The organism is Merdimmobilis hominis (genome assembly GCF_016901855.1).
Classification (GTDB): domain Bacteria; phylum Bacillota; class Clostridia; order Oscillospirales; family Ruminococcaceae; genus Paludihabitans.
In genome coordinates this window covers 40,727-59,995 of the sequence record NZ_JACJKY010000012.1, presented here as the reverse complement: position 1 = coordinate 59,995, position 19,269 = coordinate 40,727, and the positions used below count along the sequence as shown (strand labels likewise).

Here is a 19,269-nt window from a genome sequence, read left to right as displayed (position 1 = left end):
GGGATTTTATGAATTCCTTTTTTCATTCGGTCACGCTTGATCCGGAAAAATGCAAGGGATGCATCAACTGCATCAAGCGGTGTCCGACAGAAGCCATCCGTGTGCGAAACGGAAAGGCCACAATTTTAGCCGAACGCTGTATTGACTGCGGCGAATGTATCCGCGTCTGCCCGCATCATGCGAAAAAAGCAGTATGCGACACGCTTTCGGTATTAAACGATTATGAATATACGATCGCACTCCCCGCGCCGTCGCTTTACGCGCAGTTTAATCATTTGGAAGATGTCGAAATCGTACTGAATGCGCTGCTCATGCTCGGATTTGACGATGTGTTTGAGGTATCCAAAGCGGCGGAACTTGTTTCGGACGCCACACGAAAGTATATGGCGCGTCCGGGTCTTTTAAAACCGGTGATCAGCTCTGCATGTCCCGCGGTAACAAGGCTCATCCGTGTGCGGTTTCCGAGCCTCATCGATCACGTGCTCCCCTTTAACGCACCGGTCGAGGTTGCTGCCCGGCTCGCACGCAAACAAGCGATCAAAAAAAACGGTCTTTCACCTGAAAAAATCGGAACAATCTTTATTTCTCCATGTCCTGCAAAGGTGACGGCGAGCAAGATGCCGCTCGGCACACAAAAAAGCGCCGTTTCTGCTGTCGTTGCCATCAGCGAGGTCTACCCGCAGCTACTTCACCATATGAATGCAGACACGGTCGGAACCATCTCGGCACAATCCGGAAAAATCGGCGTTTCCTGGGCGAGCAGCTCGGGGGAATCGGCGGCACTGTTAAACGACAACTATCTTGCGGCAGACGGCATTGAAAACGTCATCCGCGTGCTTGAGGATTTAGAGGACGAGAAGTTTGAAAATCTCGATTTTATCGAGTTAAACGCCTGCAATGCCGGCTGTATCGGCGGTGTGTTAACAGTCGAAAACCCGTACATTGCGCGTACCAAGCTAAAGCGGCTGCGCAAATATCTGCCGGTTTCCTTGAATCACGATCCGGTGGAATCCCCTGTGCTTGACTGGGATACACCGCTCGAATACACACCGGTATTAAAACTTGACGATGATTTTTCCGTTGCAATGGAAAAAATGTCGCGCATGGAGCAGATTGAAGCGCATCTTCCCGGACTCGACTGCGGTTCCTGCGGTGCACCGTCGTGTCATGCGCTTGCGGAGGATGTTGTGCGCGGAATTGCCTCCGAAGATGAGTGCATCTATAAATTCCGCGAAAACTTTTCTGTGCTTGTCGACAATATCCATAAGCTTGACGGGATGATCCCGCAGAGCCTGCTCAATCGAAAGGAGGAGCGTCATGACACCGATTGAACTTGCAAAGCAGTGCAATTTTTCTGTGATTAACGAAGGCGAGGGAAATGACCGTCAAATCGACGGCGTTTACTGCTGTGATCTTTTGAGCATTGTTATGGGACGCGCAAAGGCAAACGATTTGTGGATCACCGTAATGGGAAATCTAAACACGGTCGCAGTGGCAGTTTTGAGCGATGTCAGCTGTATTCTATTGGCGGAAGGTGTTGCGATGGATGATGCCGGTATTCAAAAGGCGAAACAGCAGGATGTCTGTATCCTCGCCACCGAACAGCCGGTATTCGAGGCTGCAATGTGCGCCGCGAAGGTGCTTTCATTATGATTGTTTCCTACGATCTGCATATGCACTCCTGCCTTTCACCGTGCGGTGACAACGATATGACACCGAACAACATCGTAAACCTTGCCTCGCTGATTGGACTTGATGTGATTGCAGTGAGTGATCATAATTCTGCACAAAACCTGCCTGCTGTATTTGCTGCGGCAAAAAGCACCGATTTGCTTGTGATTCCTGCGATGGAGCTTTGCAGTGCGGAGGAAATTCATCTGCTGTGTCTGTTTCCCACCCTTGAACAGGCGCTTCTTTGCTCGGAAGCGATTCACAAGCATCTGCCGAAGATCAAAAACCGTGCGGAAATTTTCGGGGAACAGCGTATCCTCAACGAACATGACGAATGCATTGGAACCGAGCCGTTTTTACTCATCAACGCGCTCAGCTTAAGCCTTGATGAACTGATCTCCTTTGTGCGTCCGTTTTCCGGGTACTTAATTCCCGCTCATGTGGACAAAGCCGCTTATTCGATTACGGCAAGCCTTGGCGCCATTCCGCCGGAATACGGATTTCATTGTGTGGAGGTATCCGATCTGAATGCGCCCATTCCGTTTGACGGTATGAAGATCTGCGATTCAGATGCGCACTATCTTGAACACATGAGTGAGCCGGTTCATTTTCTTGAAATACAAGAAAAGTCGATCCCCGCTGTGCTGCGTGCACTCGGCGCTCCCTGTTAAAACGCAAAAATCACCTCTGGAAATCCAGAGGTGATTTTTATTTTCATCTACTCATTAAAATTTCGGACGATAACTCCGACAAGCTTCTACATATGCCAGAATATTTTCCCACGGAACTTCCGGTTCGAGCAGATGCGTCGGTGCAACCATCAGCCCTTTGCCTTTTCCCTGCACGGCAATATCCAGATTCCGATGCACTGTCTGCATGACTTCTTCCGGCGAAGCAAACGGCATAGTAGTCTGGGTGCCGATCGTGCCATGAAATGCAATCTGCTGACCGTACTGTTCATAAATCTCTTTGAAATCCATGCATTCGCTTTGAATCGGGTTTAAAACATCGACACCCGCCTCAATCAGCGACGGGATAAACGGCGTCACAAAACCACAGCTGTGATAAAATACAACAATATCCGATTTGACTGCACGTGCCGCATCGATCACTTTCTTAAGCCGCGGAAACAGCCATTCCCGATACAGTTCCATGCTCATCATCGGTGTATGCTGCATGCCGATATCATCGCCAAGATACAGAATATCTGCGCCGGCTTTGGCAAATGACTGCGCACGAATGATCGCCTGTTCTGTCACTTTATCGAATACGTATGCTGCCATTTCCGGATCACACATCATGTCTGCCATCAGATTCTCCATACCGCGCAGATACCACGAAGTTTCCCAAACGGTACACTGCATGTTTCCAACAGCTGCAAGTCCCCGCGCATGAATTTCTTCGACTTCGCGTTTCTGATGAGAAGCATCACCTACTGAAAAATCCGGATACGGATACGCTTCCAGTTCCTCAAGTGTTTCGGCATTTTTTAACGGACAGCGCATGTAAGTCATATGCATCGCCTCACGGCTTCCGGGTTCATGCGCAACACCCCAAAGATCAATCGTGCCGCCCTTCTTCAAATTCGGATGGTACGGTGCATATTTCGATTCATCAAACGGAATCTTGATATCACCGATGTGTCCCCACGGCATTCCAAAATATTCCGCATAAGGAACTGTACCACCTGTTTTCTCACGATACGTTTCCTCCAGTGCCGGACAAAGCGAAAATTCCACCGGAACTTCTTCAAATGGTTCACCACGGAGCATTGCCAGCAAGTTTTCCCGTTTCGTCATAATATCCCCTTCTTTTTATGTACTGACATTTGTAAGCACATTATAGCATTCCAAATGAAATTGTCAATAACAAAATCCCCGTCCAAAAGGACGGGGATATGTATTGCTTTTTTTAAAATTACAGGCTAAGAGTCTGCTCTGTTTCTTTGTCGAAGATGTGGAGTTTGTTGACGCTCAGTGCAACTTTCACAACATCGCCAACTTTTGCAGCCGAACGAGTATTTACTCTTGCAACGATCGGTGTGCCAGCCAGAGACAGGTACAGATATGTTTCGTGACCCATCAGCTCGGTAACCTCAACTTCGCACTCAACGATTGCTTTCGCAGTCGACAGGTGCATTTCGTCGTCGTGCATATCTTCCGGACGGATGCCCATGATGACTTCCTGACCAATTTTTGCTTTGACAGCCGGTGTCACTTTCGATTCCGGAACCGGAACTTTGAATGTCTGATCGCCTTCACCGATGATCAGAACCAAACCGCCGTTTTCTGCTTCCAGTTTTGCATTGATGAAGTTCATCTGCGGAGAGCCAATGAAGCCAGCAACGAAGAGGTTGCACGGTTTGTCATAGAGGTTCTGCGGTGTGTCAACCTGCTGAATGAAACCGTCTTTCATAACGACGATTCTGGTACCCATGGTCATAGCCTCTGTCTGGTCGTGGGTAACGTAGATAAAGGTTGTGCCCAAACGGTGATGCAGTTTTGTGATCTCGGTACGCATCTGTGCACGCAGTTTTGCATCGAGGTTGGACAGCGGTTCGTCCAGAAGGAAGACCTGCGGCTCACGGACGATTGCACGGCCCAGAGCAACACGCTGACGCTGACCACCGGAAAGTGCTTTCGGTTTTCTGTCGAGCAAGTGCGAAATATCGAGAATTCTTGCTGCTTCTTCTACACGAGCTTTGATCTCGTCTTTCGGAACTTTACGCAGTTTCAAGCCGAATGCCATGTTCTCAAACACGGTCATGTGCGGATACAGAGCGTAGTTCTGGAACACCATTGCGATATCACGGTCTTTCGGAACAACGTCGTTCACGCGACGGTCACCGATATACAGATCGCCTTCCGTGATTTCTTCCAAACCAGCGATCATACGAAGTGTTGTCGATTTACCACAACCGGACGGACCAACGAGGATGATGAACTCTTTGTCTTCGATTTCAAGATTGAAATCAGATACTGCGACGACGCCGCCCGGATATTTTTTATAAATACCCTTTAAAGATAAGCTTGCCATTGTTATACCTCCTAAACATACACCTTAAGGTGTTGTATATACTATACCAAATTTTTTTCGAAAAAACCAGTGGTGGGTTGCCCAAAGATTCAAAACCGTGTTTATCCATAATGCACAACAAACATCTGATGCATCCTTACACATCGGGAATACATCGTCTATTTGCACAAAATTTCAAGAATTTCTTTGTGCATAATTTTCCTGCATCCACATTCGGGTAATGTTTTGTCTAATTCCAGGCCGCCGATATGCGTCCGTTTCAAAAAAACAACCCCTCGTCCCACAGAACCAAACATGCGTTTGATTTGGTGGTATTTTCCTTCTGTTAATATGATTTCATATACAGGATTTTCGCAATCAGAAAGCAGTGTGAGCGTACACGGTTTGCATATATATCCATCTGCCAATGTGATGCCGCTGCGCAGCTGCGCTTCATCCTGCGCTGCAATCGGACCGTCAATCGTCACTTCATACCGTTTGCTGACATGACTTTTCGGAGAAAGGATACGGTGTGCAAAGTCACCGTCGTTTGTCAACAGAACAAATCCAACCGTATCTTTGTCAAGTCTGCCCGCCGGAAACAAATCCGACCGATAAAGCTCAGGCGGCACAAGATCGAGAACTGTCCGATGCGTTTTATCCTCTGTCGCGCTCACCACACCCTGCGGCTTATTGAGCATCAGATACACAAACGGTTCATATGCGACAGCTTGTCCCTTATAGCAGACTTGAGCCGTTTGCGGATCAATCTGCATATCAATTTTTTTGGCTGTTTCGCCGTTTACGGTAATTTGTTTTTTTAAAACCGCTTCTTTGACTTCTTTTCGCGACAAAATCTCCTGTGAAGAAAAGAAGCGATCAAGCCGCATGGTTGCCATAAGCATCTACTCCTTTTCTTAAAAGTATACGCGAAACTCGCCTTTGATGCAATCACTTTTGCGACGGCATTTTAAATCCATGCATAAATCCGTCGAGTGTCAGCGAACAAATATCGCCGCCGATCACATTGCCGGCATACACCAAAAGATTTGCACGCACTTCTCCTTCATATCCGGGATAGTTTGTCACAGCATATGCATACTGTTTTACTTGTTTTCCGTGATAATCCGAAAGATCAAATCCCTGTGCCGTTTGAATCTCATTGTATTTTTTATACACATCCGAAAATTCTGCGGGAATCACCACATCCTTGACCTGCACGGCTTCCGCTTTGACCTCCCAGCCGAACTGCTCCAAAAAAGCCACCCGCTCTTCGTTTGTTGCGGCCGAAAGATTTGCTTTTTTCATAACCGATGCACTCTCCCCTTTACAGGAAAACAAGCATACAGCACAAATTGCAGCCGCCATGATCAATCCGCCGAACACAAGATGCTTTCTCTTTGGTTTAAACGCACAAATAAACATACACGCACCCCCTGCATCATATCTATGCGGCAGATCCACGCTTTATCCCTTCATAAAAGAACAAAACCGCTCAAAACAATGCTGTTTTTGAGCGGTTTTTGTTTTTTATTTTTCATTAAAATCGAATGCATCATGCACAGCAATCACTGCACGATCTGCATCTTTTCTTGCGATGAGAACCGAAATTTTGATTTCACTTGTCGAAATCATCTGAATGTTGATGTTAGCATCATACAGTGCTTCGAACATTTTTGCTGCAACACCCGGATTCGACTGCATGCCTGCACCGACGATCGATACTTTTACGATATCGTCTTCTGCTTCGATGCGCTCTGCACCGAGAATATCAAATTTCTCCTGCAAAAGCTCAATCGCTGTATCTTTGTCTGCCAGCGGCACTGTAAAGCTGATGTCTTTTGTATTGTGGCGGCCAATCGACTGCAGAATGATGTCTACATTGATTTTGCGCGATGCAAGCAGCGAGAAAATTTTAAATGCAATACCCGGTGTGTCCGGCAGTCCGATCACTGCAATTCGTGCAACGTCCTCGTCTTTTGCAACACCTTTAATCAATAATTTTTCCATTTTAACGGCCTCCTTTACAATCGTACCCGGTTTATTTACAATACTTGAAAGTACCTCTAAGTTCACGTGATATTTTTTCGCCATTTCGACAGAACGGTTATGCAGCACGCCTGCACCCAAAGACGCAAGCTCCAGCATCTCGTCATATGTAATTTCATCGAGCTTCACTGCATTTTTCACAATGCGCGGATCAGCGGTATAGACACCCTCTACGTCCGTGAAGATCTGGCAGCGATCTGCGTGCAGTGCTGCGGCAAGTGCGACTGCACTCGTATCAGAGCCGCCGCGGCCAAGCGTTGTGATATCATCAAAACGGTTTAATCCCTGGAAACCTGCCACAACCACGATGTTGTTGTTATCCAGTTCGCGTTTTAAGCGTTCGGTTTCAATGCGGCGAATGCGTGCAGCACCGTGATTGGAACGTGTCACAAAGCCTGCCTGCCAGCCGGTCAGCGACACCACCGGGCAGCCAAGTTTATCAATCGCCATCGAAAGCAGTGCAATCGAAATCTGCTCGCCGGTTGAAAGAAGCATATCCATCTCACGTTTGGATGCACGCGGATTGATTTCGTTTGCTTTTTCAATCAGTTCATCCGTTGTATCGCCCTGCGCACTGACAACGACAACCACCTGATTGCCGGCTTTGTATGTGTCCGTGACTGTTTTTGCAACACGCATCAAGCACTCTTTATCTTTTACGGAGGAGCCTCCGAATTTCTGAACAATTAAACCCATCTCACAAGACCTCCCTGTTATCTGTTCCTTCCACATTATGAACCGTTGTGCCATCATTGTCAATGACAAGTTCTTCGATTTTCCATCCATCGAGCGACAGTGTACCGAGATACTCACGCAGCTGCGGCGCAAACCGGTCATCCGCACCATCGACAATCGCCATCAAAGTAGGACCGGCACCGCTGATATACACACCGTACGCATTCTGCGCATACGCCTGGCTGAACACTTCATCCGCATGGTCAATCAGCTTCATTCGATACGGCTGATGCAGTTTATCCTCGACTGCAATGCGGATATTTTCGTATTTTCCCTGCAAAAGCGATGCGGAAAACAGCGCTGCACGCGACAGATTATACCGCGCATCCAGATGACTCACCTGCTCCGGCAGCGCTTTTCGCGCAAGCTCTGTGCTCAGCTTGAAATCCGGAATAACTGCCACAAGCCGCAGTGCATTGTGCACCGCCTGCTTGACCCAATACACACGTTTCCCCTCAAGCACTGCTGTGACAATGCCGCCAAGCAATGCGGGTGTCGTGTTGTCGGGATGTCCTTCAATGTCGGATGCAAGATTGACAAGATCATCAAGCGACAGCGGATTGCCAAGCAGTGTGTTTGCACCCACCAAACCGCCGACGATGCAAGCGGAACTGGAGCCCAGTCCCCTTGTCATCGGAATGTTGTTCTGCTGTACAATGCGCAGTCCCGAAAACGGTTTGCCGCACTCCAAAAACAGCCGCTCTGCCGACTGATAGATCAAGTTTTCTTTCGTTGTCGGAACCCAGGTGCCGTCTGTCGAACAGATCGAAACACCATCGTATTCCTCCATATCGATTACATTATATAAATTGACCGCCAAACCAAGGCTGTCAAATCCTGCGCCGAGATTGGCGCTCGTTGCAGGAACGCGAATTCGAATCATACGCTCACCTCAGCAATCTGCAACACGGATTTTCGTACAAACGCGCACGCCTGCATCTTCCAATGTTTTGAGTGCATCGAGTGTTTTCTGCACCGGCTGCGGTTTTATCACAAATGCGCTTTCATCAGCTTCTGCACCGGCACGCGACAGGAACTGTACTGCGCCGAATGCTTCTTCAATCTGTGCACGGGACGCACCGAACAAGCGAACGTAAAACGCTTCGCACAACGCTTCCACCGGTTCGACGAAGTTTTCGCTGCTGTCTGCCCATGTGAGCGAGGTGCTCGTTCCAAAACTCTTTGCCTCATGGATGACGTCGGCAACCACTGCGCTTGCTGTCGGCAGCTTGCCGGCACCCTTTCCGTAAAACACAACGTCACCGGTTGCGTTGCCCCGCACCAAAACGCCGTTAAATACATCGTCGATATTCGCAAGCTGGCTTTCCTTATGGATCAGCGCAGGGCTTACCAGACATTTGATCGTGTCTTTTCCCGGGAGACGTTTTGCCTCGCCGACCAGTTTGATCACGCCGCCCCAGTTTTCCGCATAAGCAACATCTTCGAGCGTGATATTCGAAATACCCTCTGTCTGCACATATTGCGGATACACATGACGGCCGAACGCCAGAGAAGCCAAGATGCAGATTTTTCGGCATGCATCGTGGCCTTCGACGTCTGCTGCCGGATTGCGCTCTGCATAGCCAAGATCCTGTGCCAATTTGAGCGCTGTATCAAACTCCATGTTCTCGCGGATCATTTTTGTAAGAATGAAATTGGTGGTACCGTTTAAGATGCCCACGATTTCATCAATCTCATTCGCCGCTAAGCACAGATGCATCGGCCGGATAATCGGAATGCCGCCGCCCACCGACGCTTCGAAAAAGTAATTGCAGTTATTCTCTTTGGCAAGCGCCAAAAGCTGTGCACCTTTTGATGCCACCAATTCTTTATTCGATGTGACGACGCTTTTTCCTTTTTGAAGGGCACGCGATGTAAATTCAAATGCCGGCGAAACGCCGCCCATCACTTCCACAACAATGGAAATCTCATCGTCGTTTAAAATATCGTCAATGTTTTTTGTAAATTTATCGCGGTACGGCAGATCGTCAAAATCACGCAAATCCAAGATACGTTTGACTTCAATCGGCTGACCTGCTCTGCGGGTGATGCTTTCTTTGTTTTCCTCGATCACCTCGCACACACCCGAGCCGACCACACCGTGTCCAAGCACTGCTATTTTCGCCATTTTTCTTCCCCATTTCCAAACAATCTGTTTTTCATATCCGTTTTGCTTTTACAACGCCGCCGATTTCCACGACAGCCCGATAGATCGCCGCCTGCTGTTCTTCCAAAAGCACGCCGTCACACCGAAACGAAATCGTCACCAATGCAACACGATCAACCGGAATGTTCTGATTCACAGTCAAAATATTCACACGGAAGGCGGTCAATACCGTCAGCACCTTCGCCAAAACGCCCGGATCATCAGACAGCCACAGCGAATAGGTAACGACACTGCTTTTGTCCTGATCCTCGTAGAAAAAGACGCTGTCTTTATATTTGTAAAATGCGCTGCGGGAAAGCTCCGCCATCTTACACGCCTCAGATGAATTTTTCGCCTGGTTTTTTGAAAGATACGATTTCGCCGTCAGCACTTTTGAAAATACTTCCGGCAGCACCGCTTTATCAACCAGCACAAGCTGCTGTTCTTTCACGCGAGTTCACCACCAAAATACATTTGTTTTTGTGACAAGTACAAATATAACATGTTTCATCAAAAAACGCAAGATGCAATATGCTTATTTTTTTTGACAAAGCGCTGTTGTTTTTGTTTGATTCAGCCGACAGGTTTCCTCTTTCACAACGGGAAGCAGCAAAATCAGTCCCAGCAGATTGGGAATCATCATCAATCCGTTAAAGAGATCTGCCAGCTCCCACAACGACAACACAGGAAACACAGCACCCAAAAAGACTGCCGCGGCATACAAAACATGATAAAATCGACGCGCGTGCCGTTTACCGTTTAAGAACAGAATGCAGCTGTCACCGTATCCGCCCCAAGAGAGAATGGCGGCAAACGCAAAAAACAGCACCGACACGCCGAGCAGTATGCGCGCCGTTTCACCGAATGTCTGCGCAAACGCCGCCAGTGTGATGGAAATACCGTTCGCCGCTGCATCAAATGACACACCGGACGACAAAATGACAACGGCTGTCAGTGTGCACATCACGATCGTATCAAAAAACACCTCAAAAACACCGAACAATCCCTGCACAGCAGGCGATTCACATTCAGCGGCGGCGTGGGCAATCGGCGCAGATCCAAGTCCTGCCTCGTTGGTAAAAACACCTTTTGTGCACCCGACACGCATCGCCTGCATGAGCATCGAGCCGCCGATTCCGCCCGCCATGCTTTGAAACGAAAACGCTTCGGTGACGATTGAACACAGCGCTTTTAAGCAGGATGCAGGATGCAGCACGATCACCACAATACAGCCAAGCAGATAAACTGCCGCCATCACGGGTACCAGCACCTGTGTCACGGACACAATCCTTCCCATACCGCCTGCCAACACAATGCCGGTCACAATGCTGAGCACCAAAAACAAACACATCAGCGCCGGCGGCGCAATCGGTGTAATTGCCAGCAGTGCGCCGAATGCCGTGTTGGCCTGCACCATATTCCCGACGAAAAAGGACGAACAAATACACAGCCACGCAAACAGCTTTCCGGTGCATCTGCCAACGGCGTGCGTCAGATAATACATCGGACCGCCGACAAACCTGCCGTCTTTTCGCTCGCGAAAGCGTACCGCCATTGTAATTTCAGCAAATTTCACTGCCATTCCTAAAAACGCGCTGATCCACATCCAAAAAATTGCACCTGCGCCCCCCGCAGCAAGCGCAATGGCAACGCCAGCGATGTTGCCGGTGCCGATCGTGCCCGAAAGCGCGGCAGTGACCGCCTGAAAAGAGGAAATCTGCCCGTTTTGTCCTTTTTTCATTCCAAACAACACGGTTTTTACCGACTGCGCAAACATTCGAATCTGCACAAACCGTGTACCGAAGCTGATGAACAGTCCAATCACCGAAACACCCCAAACCATCACCGGTCCGCTCAGAAATACACTCAACAGAGAAAAAGGATTCTGCATGAAAAAACACCTGCCCGTTCATACATATGAACCGGCAGGCATCTTCATTCCCACAGTATCACTGCATTATGAGTTGTGATCGACTTGATGAAATGTTTTTAAGTTGCCTGTTTTCATGCTGCGGCTTGCCAAAATATCCAGCACTGCTTCAAGAGAAACACCGCGCTCCTGCATCATCACAAGGATGTGGAACAACAGATCGCTCACTTCGTTTGCGATTTCGTCCGGATCGTTGTTTTTTGCCGCAATGATCATCTCGGCGTTTTCCTCGCCGCATTTTTTCAAAATTTTATCGATGCCTTTATCGAACAGATAGCAGGTGTACGAGCCCTCCTGTGGGTGTTCGCGGCGATGACGAATCGTTTCGTCAAGCGCTAAGAGTGCTTTGAGTTTTTCTTCCATCGATTATTCCCTCGTTTCTGTTTTTCGCTGATAAATCCGTTTAAAAAAGCAGCTTTTATTTCCGGTATGACAAGCAGGTCCCATCTGCTCCACACGCACGAGCAAGGTATCATCGTCACAGTCTGCGTCAATCGAAATCACGCGCTGCGTGTGACCGCTTGTGGCACCTTTGTTCCAAAGCTCTTGACGCGAACGGGAATAAAACCAGGTATATCCCGTTTCAAACGTCTTTTTTAAACTTTCTTCGTTCATATAGGCAAGCATCAGCACCTCACCGGTACTGTCTTCAACCACAATCGCCGGAATGAGCGGCGATTTTTTAAAATAAATCGAAACATCCATCTTGTTTTCCTCACTTATCCATCCGAACCGGAATGCCGCATTCACGCAGATGTTCTTTGACCTGACCGACCGTCAGTTCCCGATAGTGAAACAGCGATGCAGCCAGTGCGGCATCGGCACCTGTTTTTTGGAACACCTCCGAAAAATGCGAAAGCGCACCGCATCCGCCTGATGCGATCACAGGCACATGAGAAACCGCACAGATGGCATTGAGCAAATCGATATCAAATCCGGCTTTCGTTCCGTCCGCATCCATTGATGTGAGCAGAATTTCGCCGGCACCAAGCCGCTGCACTTCTTTCGCCCACCAGACAGCGTCCATTCCGGTATCGATTCGGCCGCCGTTAATGACAACGTGAAATGTGCCGTCCTCTGCACGGCGCGCATCAATCGCCACCACCACGCACTGACTGCCGAATTTATCGGCCGCCTCCGAAACAAGCTGCGGATTGCGCACAGCCGCAGAATTGACCGAAATTTTATCCGCACCGGCGCGCAGAAGCTTTTTAAAATCGTCGATCGTACGAATACCGCCGCCCACGGTCAGCGGAACAAACACCTGCTTCGCCGTATTGCGCACCACATCCAAGATTGTGTCGCGGTTTTCGTGCGTTGCGGTGATATCGAGAAATACGATCTCGTCTGCACCCTGTTCGTTATACAGTTTTGCACATTCCACCGGATCGCCTACGTCTTTTAATCCGACGAAATTGATACCTTTGACAACGCGTCCGTTTTTGACATCCAGACACGGAATTATTCGTTTGGAGAGCATTTTCGTTTTCCTCCTGCCGGGCGCGGCCGCTGCTGTGCACGCTGTGCTTCCACCTGTGCAGCAGCTTCGATTGCTTCTTTTAAATCGAGTGTGCCTTTATACAGCGATTTGCCACAGATTGCACCGTACATTTTGATTTTTGCAAGCGCACGGATATCCTCAACATTGCGAATACCGCCCGATGCAATGATATTCATACGCACCGCTTCACGCAGTTTCTTTAAATCTGCAAGGTTTGGGCCGGTGAGTGTTCCGTCACGCGAAATATCGGTGTAAATCAGGTGTTTTACGCCAATATGGAACATCTCTTTTGCAAGCGTGATATAGTTCACACGACCGGAAGCGAGCCAGCCTTCCGTCTTGACCATACCGTCCTCTGCGTCGATGCCAACGATAATCCGATCGCCGTATTCGCGCACAAGCTCTGCCAAAAGCTTCGGATTTTTGACTGCCATAGACCCTAAAATAATCCGGTCAATGCCGTTTTCCAAATAGTAAGCCGCGGTGTTCATGTCACGAATGCCGCCGCCCAATTCAATTTTCAATCCGGTTTCACGCGCCACTGAAACAAACACATCGCGGTTTTGTGCCATTGCGTTTTTTGCACCGTCCAAATCCACCATGTGCAAATATGTCGCACCTGCCGCTTCAAACTGCTTTGCGGTTTCAATCGGATCTGCTGCCACGCGTTCGCTCGTCGCAAAATCACCTTTTGTCAGCCGTACGCATTCCCCGTTTTGAATGTCAATCGCAGGATAGATAATCATCTGGTCAGTCCTCCAAAGTTTCTAAGTATCGTAAGTCCCGTTTCGCCGCTTTTTTCCGGATGGAACTGCGCGCCGAACACCATCTTGTTCTGCACAAGCGCCGGAATCCGCACGCCGTAATCTGTATCTGCGGCGATATATTCGGGCGTGGTATTCGCCATAAACGAATGGACAAAGTAGACACATGCACCCTCACCGATTCCCGCCAACAGTGGGGAATCGATGTGTTTGTGCAGCTCGTTATAGCCCATATGCGGAATTTTAAAGTCGCATGTAATCCGATCCACGCTGCCCGGAATCAAATCCAAACCGTCTGTTTGTGTGAATTCCGTTCCGCGCGAAAACAACACCTGCATGCCAAGGCAAATGCCCAAAAACGGTTTTTTCGCTGCCTCTGTGCGAATAACATCCACCAAACCGCTGTTTTTTAGCATCCGCATCGCATCCGGGAACGCGCCCACACCCGGCAAAATCAATCCGTCTGCACGGGAAAGCACCGCCGGATCGCTCGTGATTTCGCTTTGTTCCCCAATATAGTCGAGCGCATTTTTCACACTGAACAGATTGCCTGCTCCATAGTCAATGATTGCGATCAAGCAAACTCCTCCTCATGCTTTTTTTACAACACGCCTTTTGTCGAAAGCGTTGCACCGTCGCGGTTTCTTGTAACTGCCACTGCGAGTGCATGTCCAAATGCTTTAAACAGCGCTTCCGCTTTGTGGTGATCGTTTTCGCCGTACAAGACTTCCAAATGAAGTGTCATACCGGAATGCGCCGCAACTGCACGGAAAAACTCCTCGATCATCTGCGTATCCATCGCACCGATCATCGGTGCGGTAAACGATGCACGGAACGACAAAAACGGCCGTCCGCTGATATCCACATGTGCGCTTGCAAGTGCTTCGTCCATCGGAACAAAGAAACTTCCGTAACGCATGATGCCGCCTCTGCCGCCAAGTGCTGCCGCAATCGTCTGGCCGAGCACAATGCCGGTGTCTTCGATTGTATGATGGCAGTCCACCTCAAGATCGCCTTTGCATTCAAGATGCAGCGAAAGACCTGCGTGCACAGCAAACGCTGTGAGCATATGATCGAAAAAGCCGATGCCGGTATGTACAACAACGCCGTCTGCACGGTCATCCAGTGTGAGAGATGCTGTAATTTGCGTTTCTTTTGTATTGCGTGTAATCGTTGCCTGTCTCATCGCTCAATACTCCTTTACCAGTTCTTCGAGTGCAGTAAGAACCGCTTTGTTCTCCTCCTGCGTGCCGGCTGTAATACGCAGATAACCGCCCATAAACCGAATCGCAATCGAACGCGCAAGCAGTCCTTCGTAAAGCTCTTTTGCATATTTTGTGCGGATAAACACAAAGTTTGTCGCCGATTCATACACCTCGTCAAATCCGCGGTACCGCGCATGAAGTGCAAGCAGTCCTTTGTACAAGTGCTCGCGCGAAGAAATGATTTTCTTCGCAGCATGCATCAAAAACTCCGGATCGGCAAAAACAGCCTCACCGATTTTCTGCGAAACGGTGTTTACATTATACGGCGATTTCACCGAACGGATCGCACGGGTGATTTTTTCGCCTGCAACCGCAAAGCCAATCCGGATAGCCGCTAACCCGATTGCTTTTGAGCAGGTGCGCAAAACGATCAGATTGTCAAAATCGTCCACAAGCGAAAGCACCGATTCATCCGCAAAATCCATATAGGCCTCGTCCACGATAAAGAGGCAGTCCGGCACTTCCCGGAGCATCCGATGCACCTGACGTTTTGACAAGCAAATAGACGTCGGATTGCACGGATTTGAAAACATTACACCGCGTGCCTTAGACTGAATCAGATACTGACACAGCCGTTCCACATCAATATGAAGTGACTCGTCTTTTGTAAACGCAGTCGTTTTGACGCCGAACACTTCCGCATAAAACTGATACATCGAAAAATCCGGCACAACCATTACAAGTTCTTCGCCTGCTTCAAAGAAAGTGCCCACAATGAGCGAAATCAGTTCATCCGAACCGTTTCCGGCGGTCACATATTCCGGTTTTACACAGTAATATTTCGAAAATCCGCGCACCAAATCGGTTGCATACGGGTCCGGATAGCGGTTGAGCGGCGAAGAAAGCGCTTCTTCCATCGCCTTTTTCTTCACATCATCCGGCAATGTCAGAAATGACTCGTTTGCATCGAGCCGGATATCATAGTGTCCGACAATCGGTGCATACGGCGTCAGATTTTTGATTTTTTGATTTAACGAATAAGCCATAAGATCCCTCTTTCAAACTTCACGGTCAAAAGCGGACACGGATGGAATTGGCATGCGCCGTCAGCCGTTCTCTTTCCGCCAGTAGGATAATATCGTCTTTTGCGTTTGCAAGTGCTTCCTGTGTATAGTAAATATAGCTTGATTTTTTGATAAAAGCGTCAACGGAAAGCGGCGAGAAAAAGCGTGCTGTTCCGCTGGTCGGCAATACGTGGTTCGGGCCTGCATAGTAGTCACCGAGCGGTTCCGGCGAATATTTCCCGAGGAATACACTTCCCGCATTGTCAAGCTTTCCGATATACGACACCGGATCAGCCATCATGACTTCCAAGTGCTCTGGTGCCAGCCGGTTTGCCAGCTCCACTGCCTGATCGGTTGTTTCGCACACGAAAATCGCGCCGAATCTCTGAAGTGATTCTTCGATGATCTCGCGGCGGGAAAGCGTCTGCACCTGACGGGCAAGTTCTTCTTTTGTCTTTTGCGCAATCTCCGCCGAAGTGGTCACCAGGATCGAAGAAGCGAGTTTGTCGTGCTCTGCCTGGCTCATGAGGTCAGCCGCCAGATACGAAGGCTCTGCCGTTTCGTCCGCCAGAATCAAAATTTCGCTCGGACCGGCAATCATATCGATATCGACTTCGCCGAACAGCAATTTTTTCGCCGTTGCCACAAAGATATTGCCCGGCCCCACGATTTTGTCCACCTTCGGCACCATCTCCGTACCATATGCAAGCGCTGCGACCGCCTGTGCACCACCCATCAAAAAGACACGGTCTACACCGCACAATGCCGCTGCCACAAGAATATCCGGATTTGCTGTGCCGTCTTTGCGCGGCGGCGTCACCATGATGATTTCCTCAACGCCCGCAATTTTTGCCGGAATCGCATTCATCAGCACCGACGACGGATATGCCGCCGTACCGCCCGGCACATACAGACCCACGCGTTTTAATCCGCGAATCCGCTGTCCCATCAGCACACCGTTCGGCTTTGCATCGATAAAGCTCTGCTGTTTTTGGCGGTTATGGAATTCTGTGATGTTTGCAACCGCATTAAGCATTGCATCCACAAATGCCGGGTCGGCCTCTGTCAGTGCGTCGTTAATTTCGTCGCGGCTGACTTCAAACGACGGCGGCAGCTGTCCGTCAAATTTTTTCGTATACGCCGCCACCGCTTCATCGCCGCGGGCTTTCACATCCCGCAGAATCTGCGTGACTGCGGCAGTGACTTCCTCATTCACCGAACCGATTCGCTCGGAAAGCCGGTTTAAAAAGGTAACTTCATCTGTTCCGTTTACATTGATAATGGAAATCATCGTACTTCTTCCCCCTTACGTGCCCGCTCCATATTGCCAATGAGCGTTTCGATTGTCTGCTGATCGAGCTTCATGCTGACGGTGTTGACGATTACGCGCGCTGAAATCGGCGCAACCTCTTCAAATACCTCAAGCCCGTTTTCTCTAAGTGTCGAACCGGTTTCCACGATATCGACAATCGCGTCCGCCAGTCCCAAAAGTGGCGCCAACTCCACACTGCCCTCGATTTTGACGATATTCACATCCATGTTTTTCTTTTCAAAAAACTGGCGCGTCACATTCGGATATTTGGTGGCAATCGTTTTCTCTGCATATCCCGCATAAAAATCGTCGCCTTTTTTTCCTGCCAGTGCAAACCGGCATGCACCGAATCCCAAATCGGCAACCTCGAAAAACGAGCCGCCATATTCCATGATCGTGTCTTTTCCGACAACGCCCACATCACACACACCATGTTCGATGTAGGTAATGACATCGGCGGCTTTTGCAAGCACCACCTCAATGTTTGCATCGGGAATCGGCAGAATCAGCCGCCGGCCTTTGTTATGCAGTGCGGTGCAGTCAAATCCCATCGTTTCAAATAATGCGACGGTATCTTTTTCAAGCCGTCCTTTTGTGAGCGCAATTCGAATCGGTTTCATTTTGACGCCTCCTCTGCACTGACTTCTTCACTTTGACCCTCTTTGAGAAACACAATTTTGGGAATCCCACGAAGTGTCGCATACGCGCGTGCTTTCTCTGCATCGTCACAGAAAAATTCCGCCGTTTTTCCCCATTCATTATAACGAGAGAGCAATTCGAACGCATGCGGAAGTGCCTCTTCATCTTTTGCAACAATCAGCACATCGGCATGTGCGCGCGCGATTGGCTCCTTTTGATTGATCGCGTGTGCCACTGCGTCAATATTCACCGCAAATCCGATCGCCGGCACATACGCGCCGTTTTGCTTGACCAGCCGGTCATATCGTCCGCCGGAAAGCACCTCTTCACCGTGTCCTTCGATATAGCCTTTAAATACAATACCGGTATAATAATCGGTACGGTTTACAATACCAAGATCAACGCTCACCATCGAACCACAGTCCATCCGGCAAAGCTGCTCATACAGTTTCTTTAAGTAGGAAAGCGTTTCTTCCGCTTTTGTCCCTGCAAGCAGTGTCTGCGCCTGTGTAAACACCTGTGCGGTGCCGAACAGCCGCGGCAGCTGACGAAGCACTGTCGCCTCGTGCGAATCACCGAACCGAACGAGATAATCGTCAAGCGCCGGATAGTTTTTCGATTCAATATAAAGTCTTATCTGTTCCCGCTCGACTTCGTCGATATGAAGTGCATCGGCAAGTGCATTGAAAATGCCGATATGTCCGATTTCAATGCGGAACGGCTTTAAATGGCACCCACTGAGCACATCTGCCGCAAGCGACACCATTTCAAGATCGGCACGAAGTCCTTCTGCGCCAATGAGTTCCACACCGCTTTGCTTAACTTCATCGCGTCTGCCTGCCAGCACGCGGTTTTGTGCATACACCGACTGGCTGTAGTAAAGCCGCAGCGGCAGTGCGGCATCCCGCAGGCGGGTAGCGCAAAGCCGTGCAATCGGCATCGTCGAATCGGGACGAATCACCATCAATCGTCCTTTATAGTCGGTGAGTTTATACATATATTCCACCGGAATGCTATGTCCGTTTTCGTTGTAGACATCCAAAAACTCAATCGCTGGTGTGATCACACGCGAAAATCCGCGTGCTTCAAACAGATGATGAATCGTCTGCTCCGTCTTTTGGATCGCCGCAGCTTCCTCAAACAAATAATCGCGCGTTCCTTCCGGCGTAATTAAATTATATCTTGGCATATCGTCGCCTCCGCTTTATCGTAGTAACGTGATAACATGATAACACAAA

At 49.2% G+C, this 19,269-nt stretch carries 22 protein-coding genes; 3 read left to right on the top strand and 19 right to left on the bottom strand.

What is annotated here, in order from left to right; all coding sequences use genetic code 11:
* The first annotated feature begins 8 nt into the window (after positions 1-8).
* Genes H6A12_RS08540 through H6A12_RS08530 form a run of 3 tightly spaced genes read left to right on the top strand, consistent with a single transcriptional unit; the run spans position 9 to position 2,342 of the window.
* Positions 9-1,331, top strand: coding sequence for a [Fe-Fe] hydrogenase large subunit C-terminal domain-containing protein (locus H6A12_RS08540; RefSeq protein WP_204446869.1), 1,323 nt, complete (start codon positions 9-11; stop codon positions 1,329-1,331).
* Complete coding sequence (locus tag H6A12_RS08535; protein WP_204446867.1) at positions 1,318-1,653, top strand: DRTGG domain-containing protein; 336 nt, start codon at positions 1,318-1,320, stop codon at positions 1,651-1,653. The genes H6A12_RS08540 and H6A12_RS08535 overlap by 14 nt, the downstream gene beginning before the upstream one ends.
* Complete coding sequence (locus tag H6A12_RS08530; RefSeq protein WP_207753210.1) at positions 1,650-2,342, top strand: PHP domain-containing protein; 693 nt, start codon at positions 1,650-1,652, stop codon at positions 2,340-2,342. The genes H6A12_RS08535 and H6A12_RS08530 overlap by 4 nt, the downstream gene beginning before the upstream one ends.
* Positions 2,343-2,396: 54 nt before the next feature.
* On the opposite strand, the gene H6A12_RS08525 is transcribed toward H6A12_RS08530, so the two are convergent.
* The 19 genes from H6A12_RS08525 to hisZ form a co-directional block, all read right to left on the bottom strand.
* Positions 2,397-3,470: a uroporphyrinogen decarboxylase family protein gene (locus H6A12_RS08525; RefSeq protein WP_204446865.1), complete on the bottom strand. Its 1,074-nt coding sequence runs from the start codon at positions 3,468-3,470 to the stop codon at positions 2,397-2,399.
* Between the two features lie 118 nt (positions 3,471-3,588).
* The gene (locus H6A12_RS08520; RefSeq protein ID WP_204446863.1) at positions 3,589-4,707 is read right to left on the bottom strand and encodes an ABC transporter ATP-binding protein; all 1,119 of its coding nucleotides are present in this window, start codon (positions 4,705-4,707) and stop codon (positions 3,589-3,591) included.
* A gap of 158 nt (positions 4,708-4,865) precedes the next feature.
* Complete coding sequence (locus H6A12_RS08515; RefSeq protein WP_204446861.1) at positions 4,866-5,585, bottom strand: pseudouridine synthase; 720 nt, start codon at positions 5,583-5,585, stop codon at positions 4,866-4,868.
* 52 nt (positions 5,586-5,637) lie between these two features.
* Positions 5,638-6,111 carry a DUF4830 domain-containing protein gene (locus H6A12_RS08510; protein WP_204446859.1) on the bottom strand — a complete coding sequence of 158 codons (474 nt, stop codon included), beginning with the start codon at positions 6,109-6,111 and terminating at the stop codon, positions 5,638-5,640.
* A gap of 105 nt (positions 6,112-6,216) precedes the next feature.
* The gene (locus H6A12_RS08505) at positions 6,217-7,431 is read right to left on the bottom strand and encodes an aspartate kinase (protein ID WP_204446855.1); all 1,215 of its coding nucleotides are present in this window, start codon (positions 7,429-7,431) and stop codon (positions 6,217-6,219) included.
* 1 nt (position 7,432) lies between these two features.
* Positions 7,433-8,353, bottom strand: coding sequence for a homoserine kinase (gene thrB, locus H6A12_RS08500; protein ID WP_204446851.1), 921 nt, complete (start codon positions 8,351-8,353; stop codon positions 7,433-7,435).
* 9 nt (positions 8,354-8,362) lie between these two features.
* The gene (locus H6A12_RS08495; RefSeq protein WP_204446845.1) at positions 8,363-9,598 is read right to left on the bottom strand and encodes a homoserine dehydrogenase; all 1,236 of its coding nucleotides are present in this window, start codon (positions 9,596-9,598) and stop codon (positions 8,363-8,365) included.
* 31 nt (positions 9,599-9,629) lie between these two features.
* Positions 9,630-10,067, bottom strand: coding sequence for an ACT domain-containing protein (locus H6A12_RS08490; RefSeq protein ID WP_204446844.1), 438 nt, complete (start codon positions 10,065-10,067; stop codon positions 9,630-9,632).
* An 84-nt stretch (positions 10,068-10,151) separates the two neighbouring features.
* Positions 10,152-11,507, bottom strand: a complete 1,356-nt coding sequence (locus H6A12_RS08485) for an alanine/glycine:cation symporter family protein (protein WP_204446843.1) — start codon at positions 11,505-11,507, stop codon at positions 10,152-10,154.
* Positions 11,508-11,573: 66 nt separating this feature from the next.
* Positions 11,574-11,909, bottom strand: a complete 336-nt coding sequence (gene hisE / locus H6A12_RS08480; protein ID WP_204446839.1) for a phosphoribosyl-ATP diphosphatase — start codon at positions 11,907-11,909, stop codon at positions 11,574-11,576.
* Between the two features lie 3 nt (positions 11,910-11,912).
* Complete coding sequence (gene hisI, locus H6A12_RS08475; protein ID WP_204446835.1) at positions 11,913-12,251, bottom strand: phosphoribosyl-AMP cyclohydrolase; 339 nt, start codon at positions 12,249-12,251, stop codon at positions 11,913-11,915.
* A gap of 10 nt (positions 12,252-12,261) precedes the next feature.
* On the bottom strand, positions 12,262-13,026 hold the full coding sequence (gene hisF / locus H6A12_RS08470) for an imidazole glycerol phosphate synthase subunit HisF (protein WP_204446833.1): 765 nt from the start codon (positions 13,024-13,026) through the stop codon (positions 12,262-12,264).
* Complete coding sequence (hisA, locus tag H6A12_RS08465; protein WP_204446830.1) at positions 13,008-13,793, bottom strand: 1-(5-phosphoribosyl)-5-[(5-phosphoribosylamino)methylideneamino]imidazole-4-carboxamide isomerase; 786 nt, start codon at positions 13,791-13,793, stop codon at positions 13,008-13,010. Before hisA ends, hisF begins: the two co-directional genes overlap by 19 nt.
* Positions 13,790-14,389: an imidazole glycerol phosphate synthase subunit HisH gene (gene hisH, locus H6A12_RS08460; RefSeq protein WP_204446827.1), complete on the bottom strand. Its 600-nt coding sequence runs from the start codon at positions 14,387-14,389 to the stop codon at positions 13,790-13,792. Before hisH ends, hisA begins: the two co-directional genes overlap by 4 nt.
* Before the next feature lie 23 nt (positions 14,390-14,412).
* Positions 14,413-14,997: an imidazoleglycerol-phosphate dehydratase HisB gene (gene hisB, locus H6A12_RS08455; RefSeq protein WP_204446824.1), complete on the bottom strand. Its 585-nt coding sequence runs from the start codon at positions 14,995-14,997 to the stop codon at positions 14,413-14,415.
* A 3-nt stretch (positions 14,998-15,000) separates the two neighbouring features.
* On the bottom strand, positions 15,001-16,062 hold the full coding sequence (gene hisC, locus H6A12_RS08450; RefSeq protein ID WP_204446821.1) for a histidinol-phosphate transaminase: 1,062 nt from the start codon (positions 16,060-16,062) through the stop codon (positions 15,001-15,003).
* A gap of 25 nt (positions 16,063-16,087) precedes the next feature.
* Positions 16,088-17,371, bottom strand: coding sequence for a histidinol dehydrogenase (gene hisD / locus H6A12_RS08445; protein ID WP_204446819.1), 1,284 nt, complete (start codon positions 17,369-17,371; stop codon positions 16,088-16,090).
* Positions 17,368-18,012, bottom strand: coding sequence for an ATP phosphoribosyltransferase (gene hisG, locus H6A12_RS08440; protein ID WP_204446817.1), 645 nt, complete (start codon positions 18,010-18,012; stop codon positions 17,368-17,370). The genes hisD and hisG overlap by 4 nt, the downstream gene beginning before the upstream one ends.
* The gene (gene hisZ / locus H6A12_RS08435) at positions 18,009-19,220 is read right to left on the bottom strand and encodes an ATP phosphoribosyltransferase regulatory subunit (protein WP_204446815.1); all 1,212 of its coding nucleotides are present in this window, start codon (positions 19,218-19,220) and stop codon (positions 18,009-18,011) included. Before hisZ ends, hisG begins: the two co-directional genes overlap by 4 nt.
* Positions 19,221-19,269: the final 49 nt, after the last annotated feature.

Bases quoted from the DNA above. Each gene is read 5' to 3' on its own strand.
- H6A12_RS08495 (WP_204446845.1), bottom strand. From the start codon at position 9,598: ATGGCGAAAATAGCAGTGCTTGGACACGGTGTGGTCGGCTCGGGTGTG.
- H6A12_RS08530 (WP_207753210.1), top strand. From the start codon at position 1,650: ATGATTGTTTCCTACGATCTGCATATGCACTCCTGCCTTTCACCGTGC.
- H6A12_RS08520 (WP_204446863.1), bottom strand. From the start codon at position 4,707: ATGGCAAGCTTATCTTTAAAGGGTATTTATAAAAAATATCCGGGCGGC.
- hisB (WP_204446824.1), bottom strand. From the start codon at position 14,997: ATGAGACAGGCAACGATTACACGCAATACAAAAGAAACGCAAATTACA.
- H6A12_RS08505 (WP_204446855.1), bottom strand. From the start codon at position 7,431: ATGGGTTTAATTGTTCAGAAATTCGGAGGCTCCTCCGTAAAAGATAAA.
- hisA (WP_204446830.1), bottom strand. From the start codon at position 13,793: ATGATTATCTATCCTGCGATTGACATTCAAAACGGGGAATGCGTACGG.
- H6A12_RS08535 (WP_204446867.1), top strand. From the start codon at position 1,318: ATGACACCGATTGAACTTGCAAAGCAGTGCAATTTTTCTGTGATTAAC.
- H6A12_RS08525 (WP_204446865.1), bottom strand. From the start codon at position 3,470: ATGACGAAACGGGAAAACTTGCTGGCAATGCTCCGTGGTGAACCATTT.
- hisE (WP_204446839.1), bottom strand. From the start codon at position 11,909: ATGGAAGAAAAACTCAAAGCACTCTTAGCGCTTGACGAAACGATTCGT.
- hisZ (WP_204446815.1), bottom strand. From the start codon at position 19,220: ATGCCAAGATATAATTTAATTACGCCGGAAGGAACGCGCGATTATTTG.
- H6A12_RS08485 (WP_204446843.1), bottom strand. From the start codon at position 11,507: ATGCAGAATCCTTTTTCTCTGTTGAGTGTATTTCTGAGCGGACCGGTG.
- thrB (WP_204446851.1), bottom strand. From the start codon at position 8,353: ATGATTCGAATTCGCGTTCCTGCAACGAGCGCCAATCTCGGCGCAGGA.
- H6A12_RS08510 (WP_204446859.1), bottom strand. From the start codon at position 6,111: ATGTTTATTTGTGCGTTTAAACCAAAGAGAAAGCATCTTGTGTTCGGC.
- hisC (WP_204446821.1), bottom strand. From the start codon at position 16,062: ATGGCTTATTCGTTAAATCAAAAAATCAAAAATCTGACGCCGTATGCA.
- hisD (WP_204446819.1), bottom strand. From the start codon at position 17,371: ATGATTTCCATTATCAATGTAAACGGAACAGATGAAGTTACCTTTTTA.
- H6A12_RS08540 (WP_204446869.1), top strand. From the start codon at position 9: ATGAATTCCTTTTTTCATTCGGTCACGCTTGATCCGGAAAAATGCAAG.
- hisF (WP_204446833.1), bottom strand. From the start codon at position 13,026: ATGCTCTCCAAACGAATAATTCCGTGTCTGGATGTCAAAAACGGACGC.
- hisG (WP_204446817.1), bottom strand. From the start codon at position 18,012: ATGAAACCGATTCGAATTGCGCTCACAAAAGGACGGCTTGAAAAAGAT.
- hisI (WP_204446835.1), bottom strand. From the start codon at position 12,251: ATGGATGTTTCGATTTATTTTAAAAAATCGCCGCTCATTCCGGCGATT.
- H6A12_RS08515 (WP_204446861.1), bottom strand. From the start codon at position 5,585: ATGGCAACCATGCGGCTTGATCGCTTCTTTTCTTCACAGGAGATTTTG.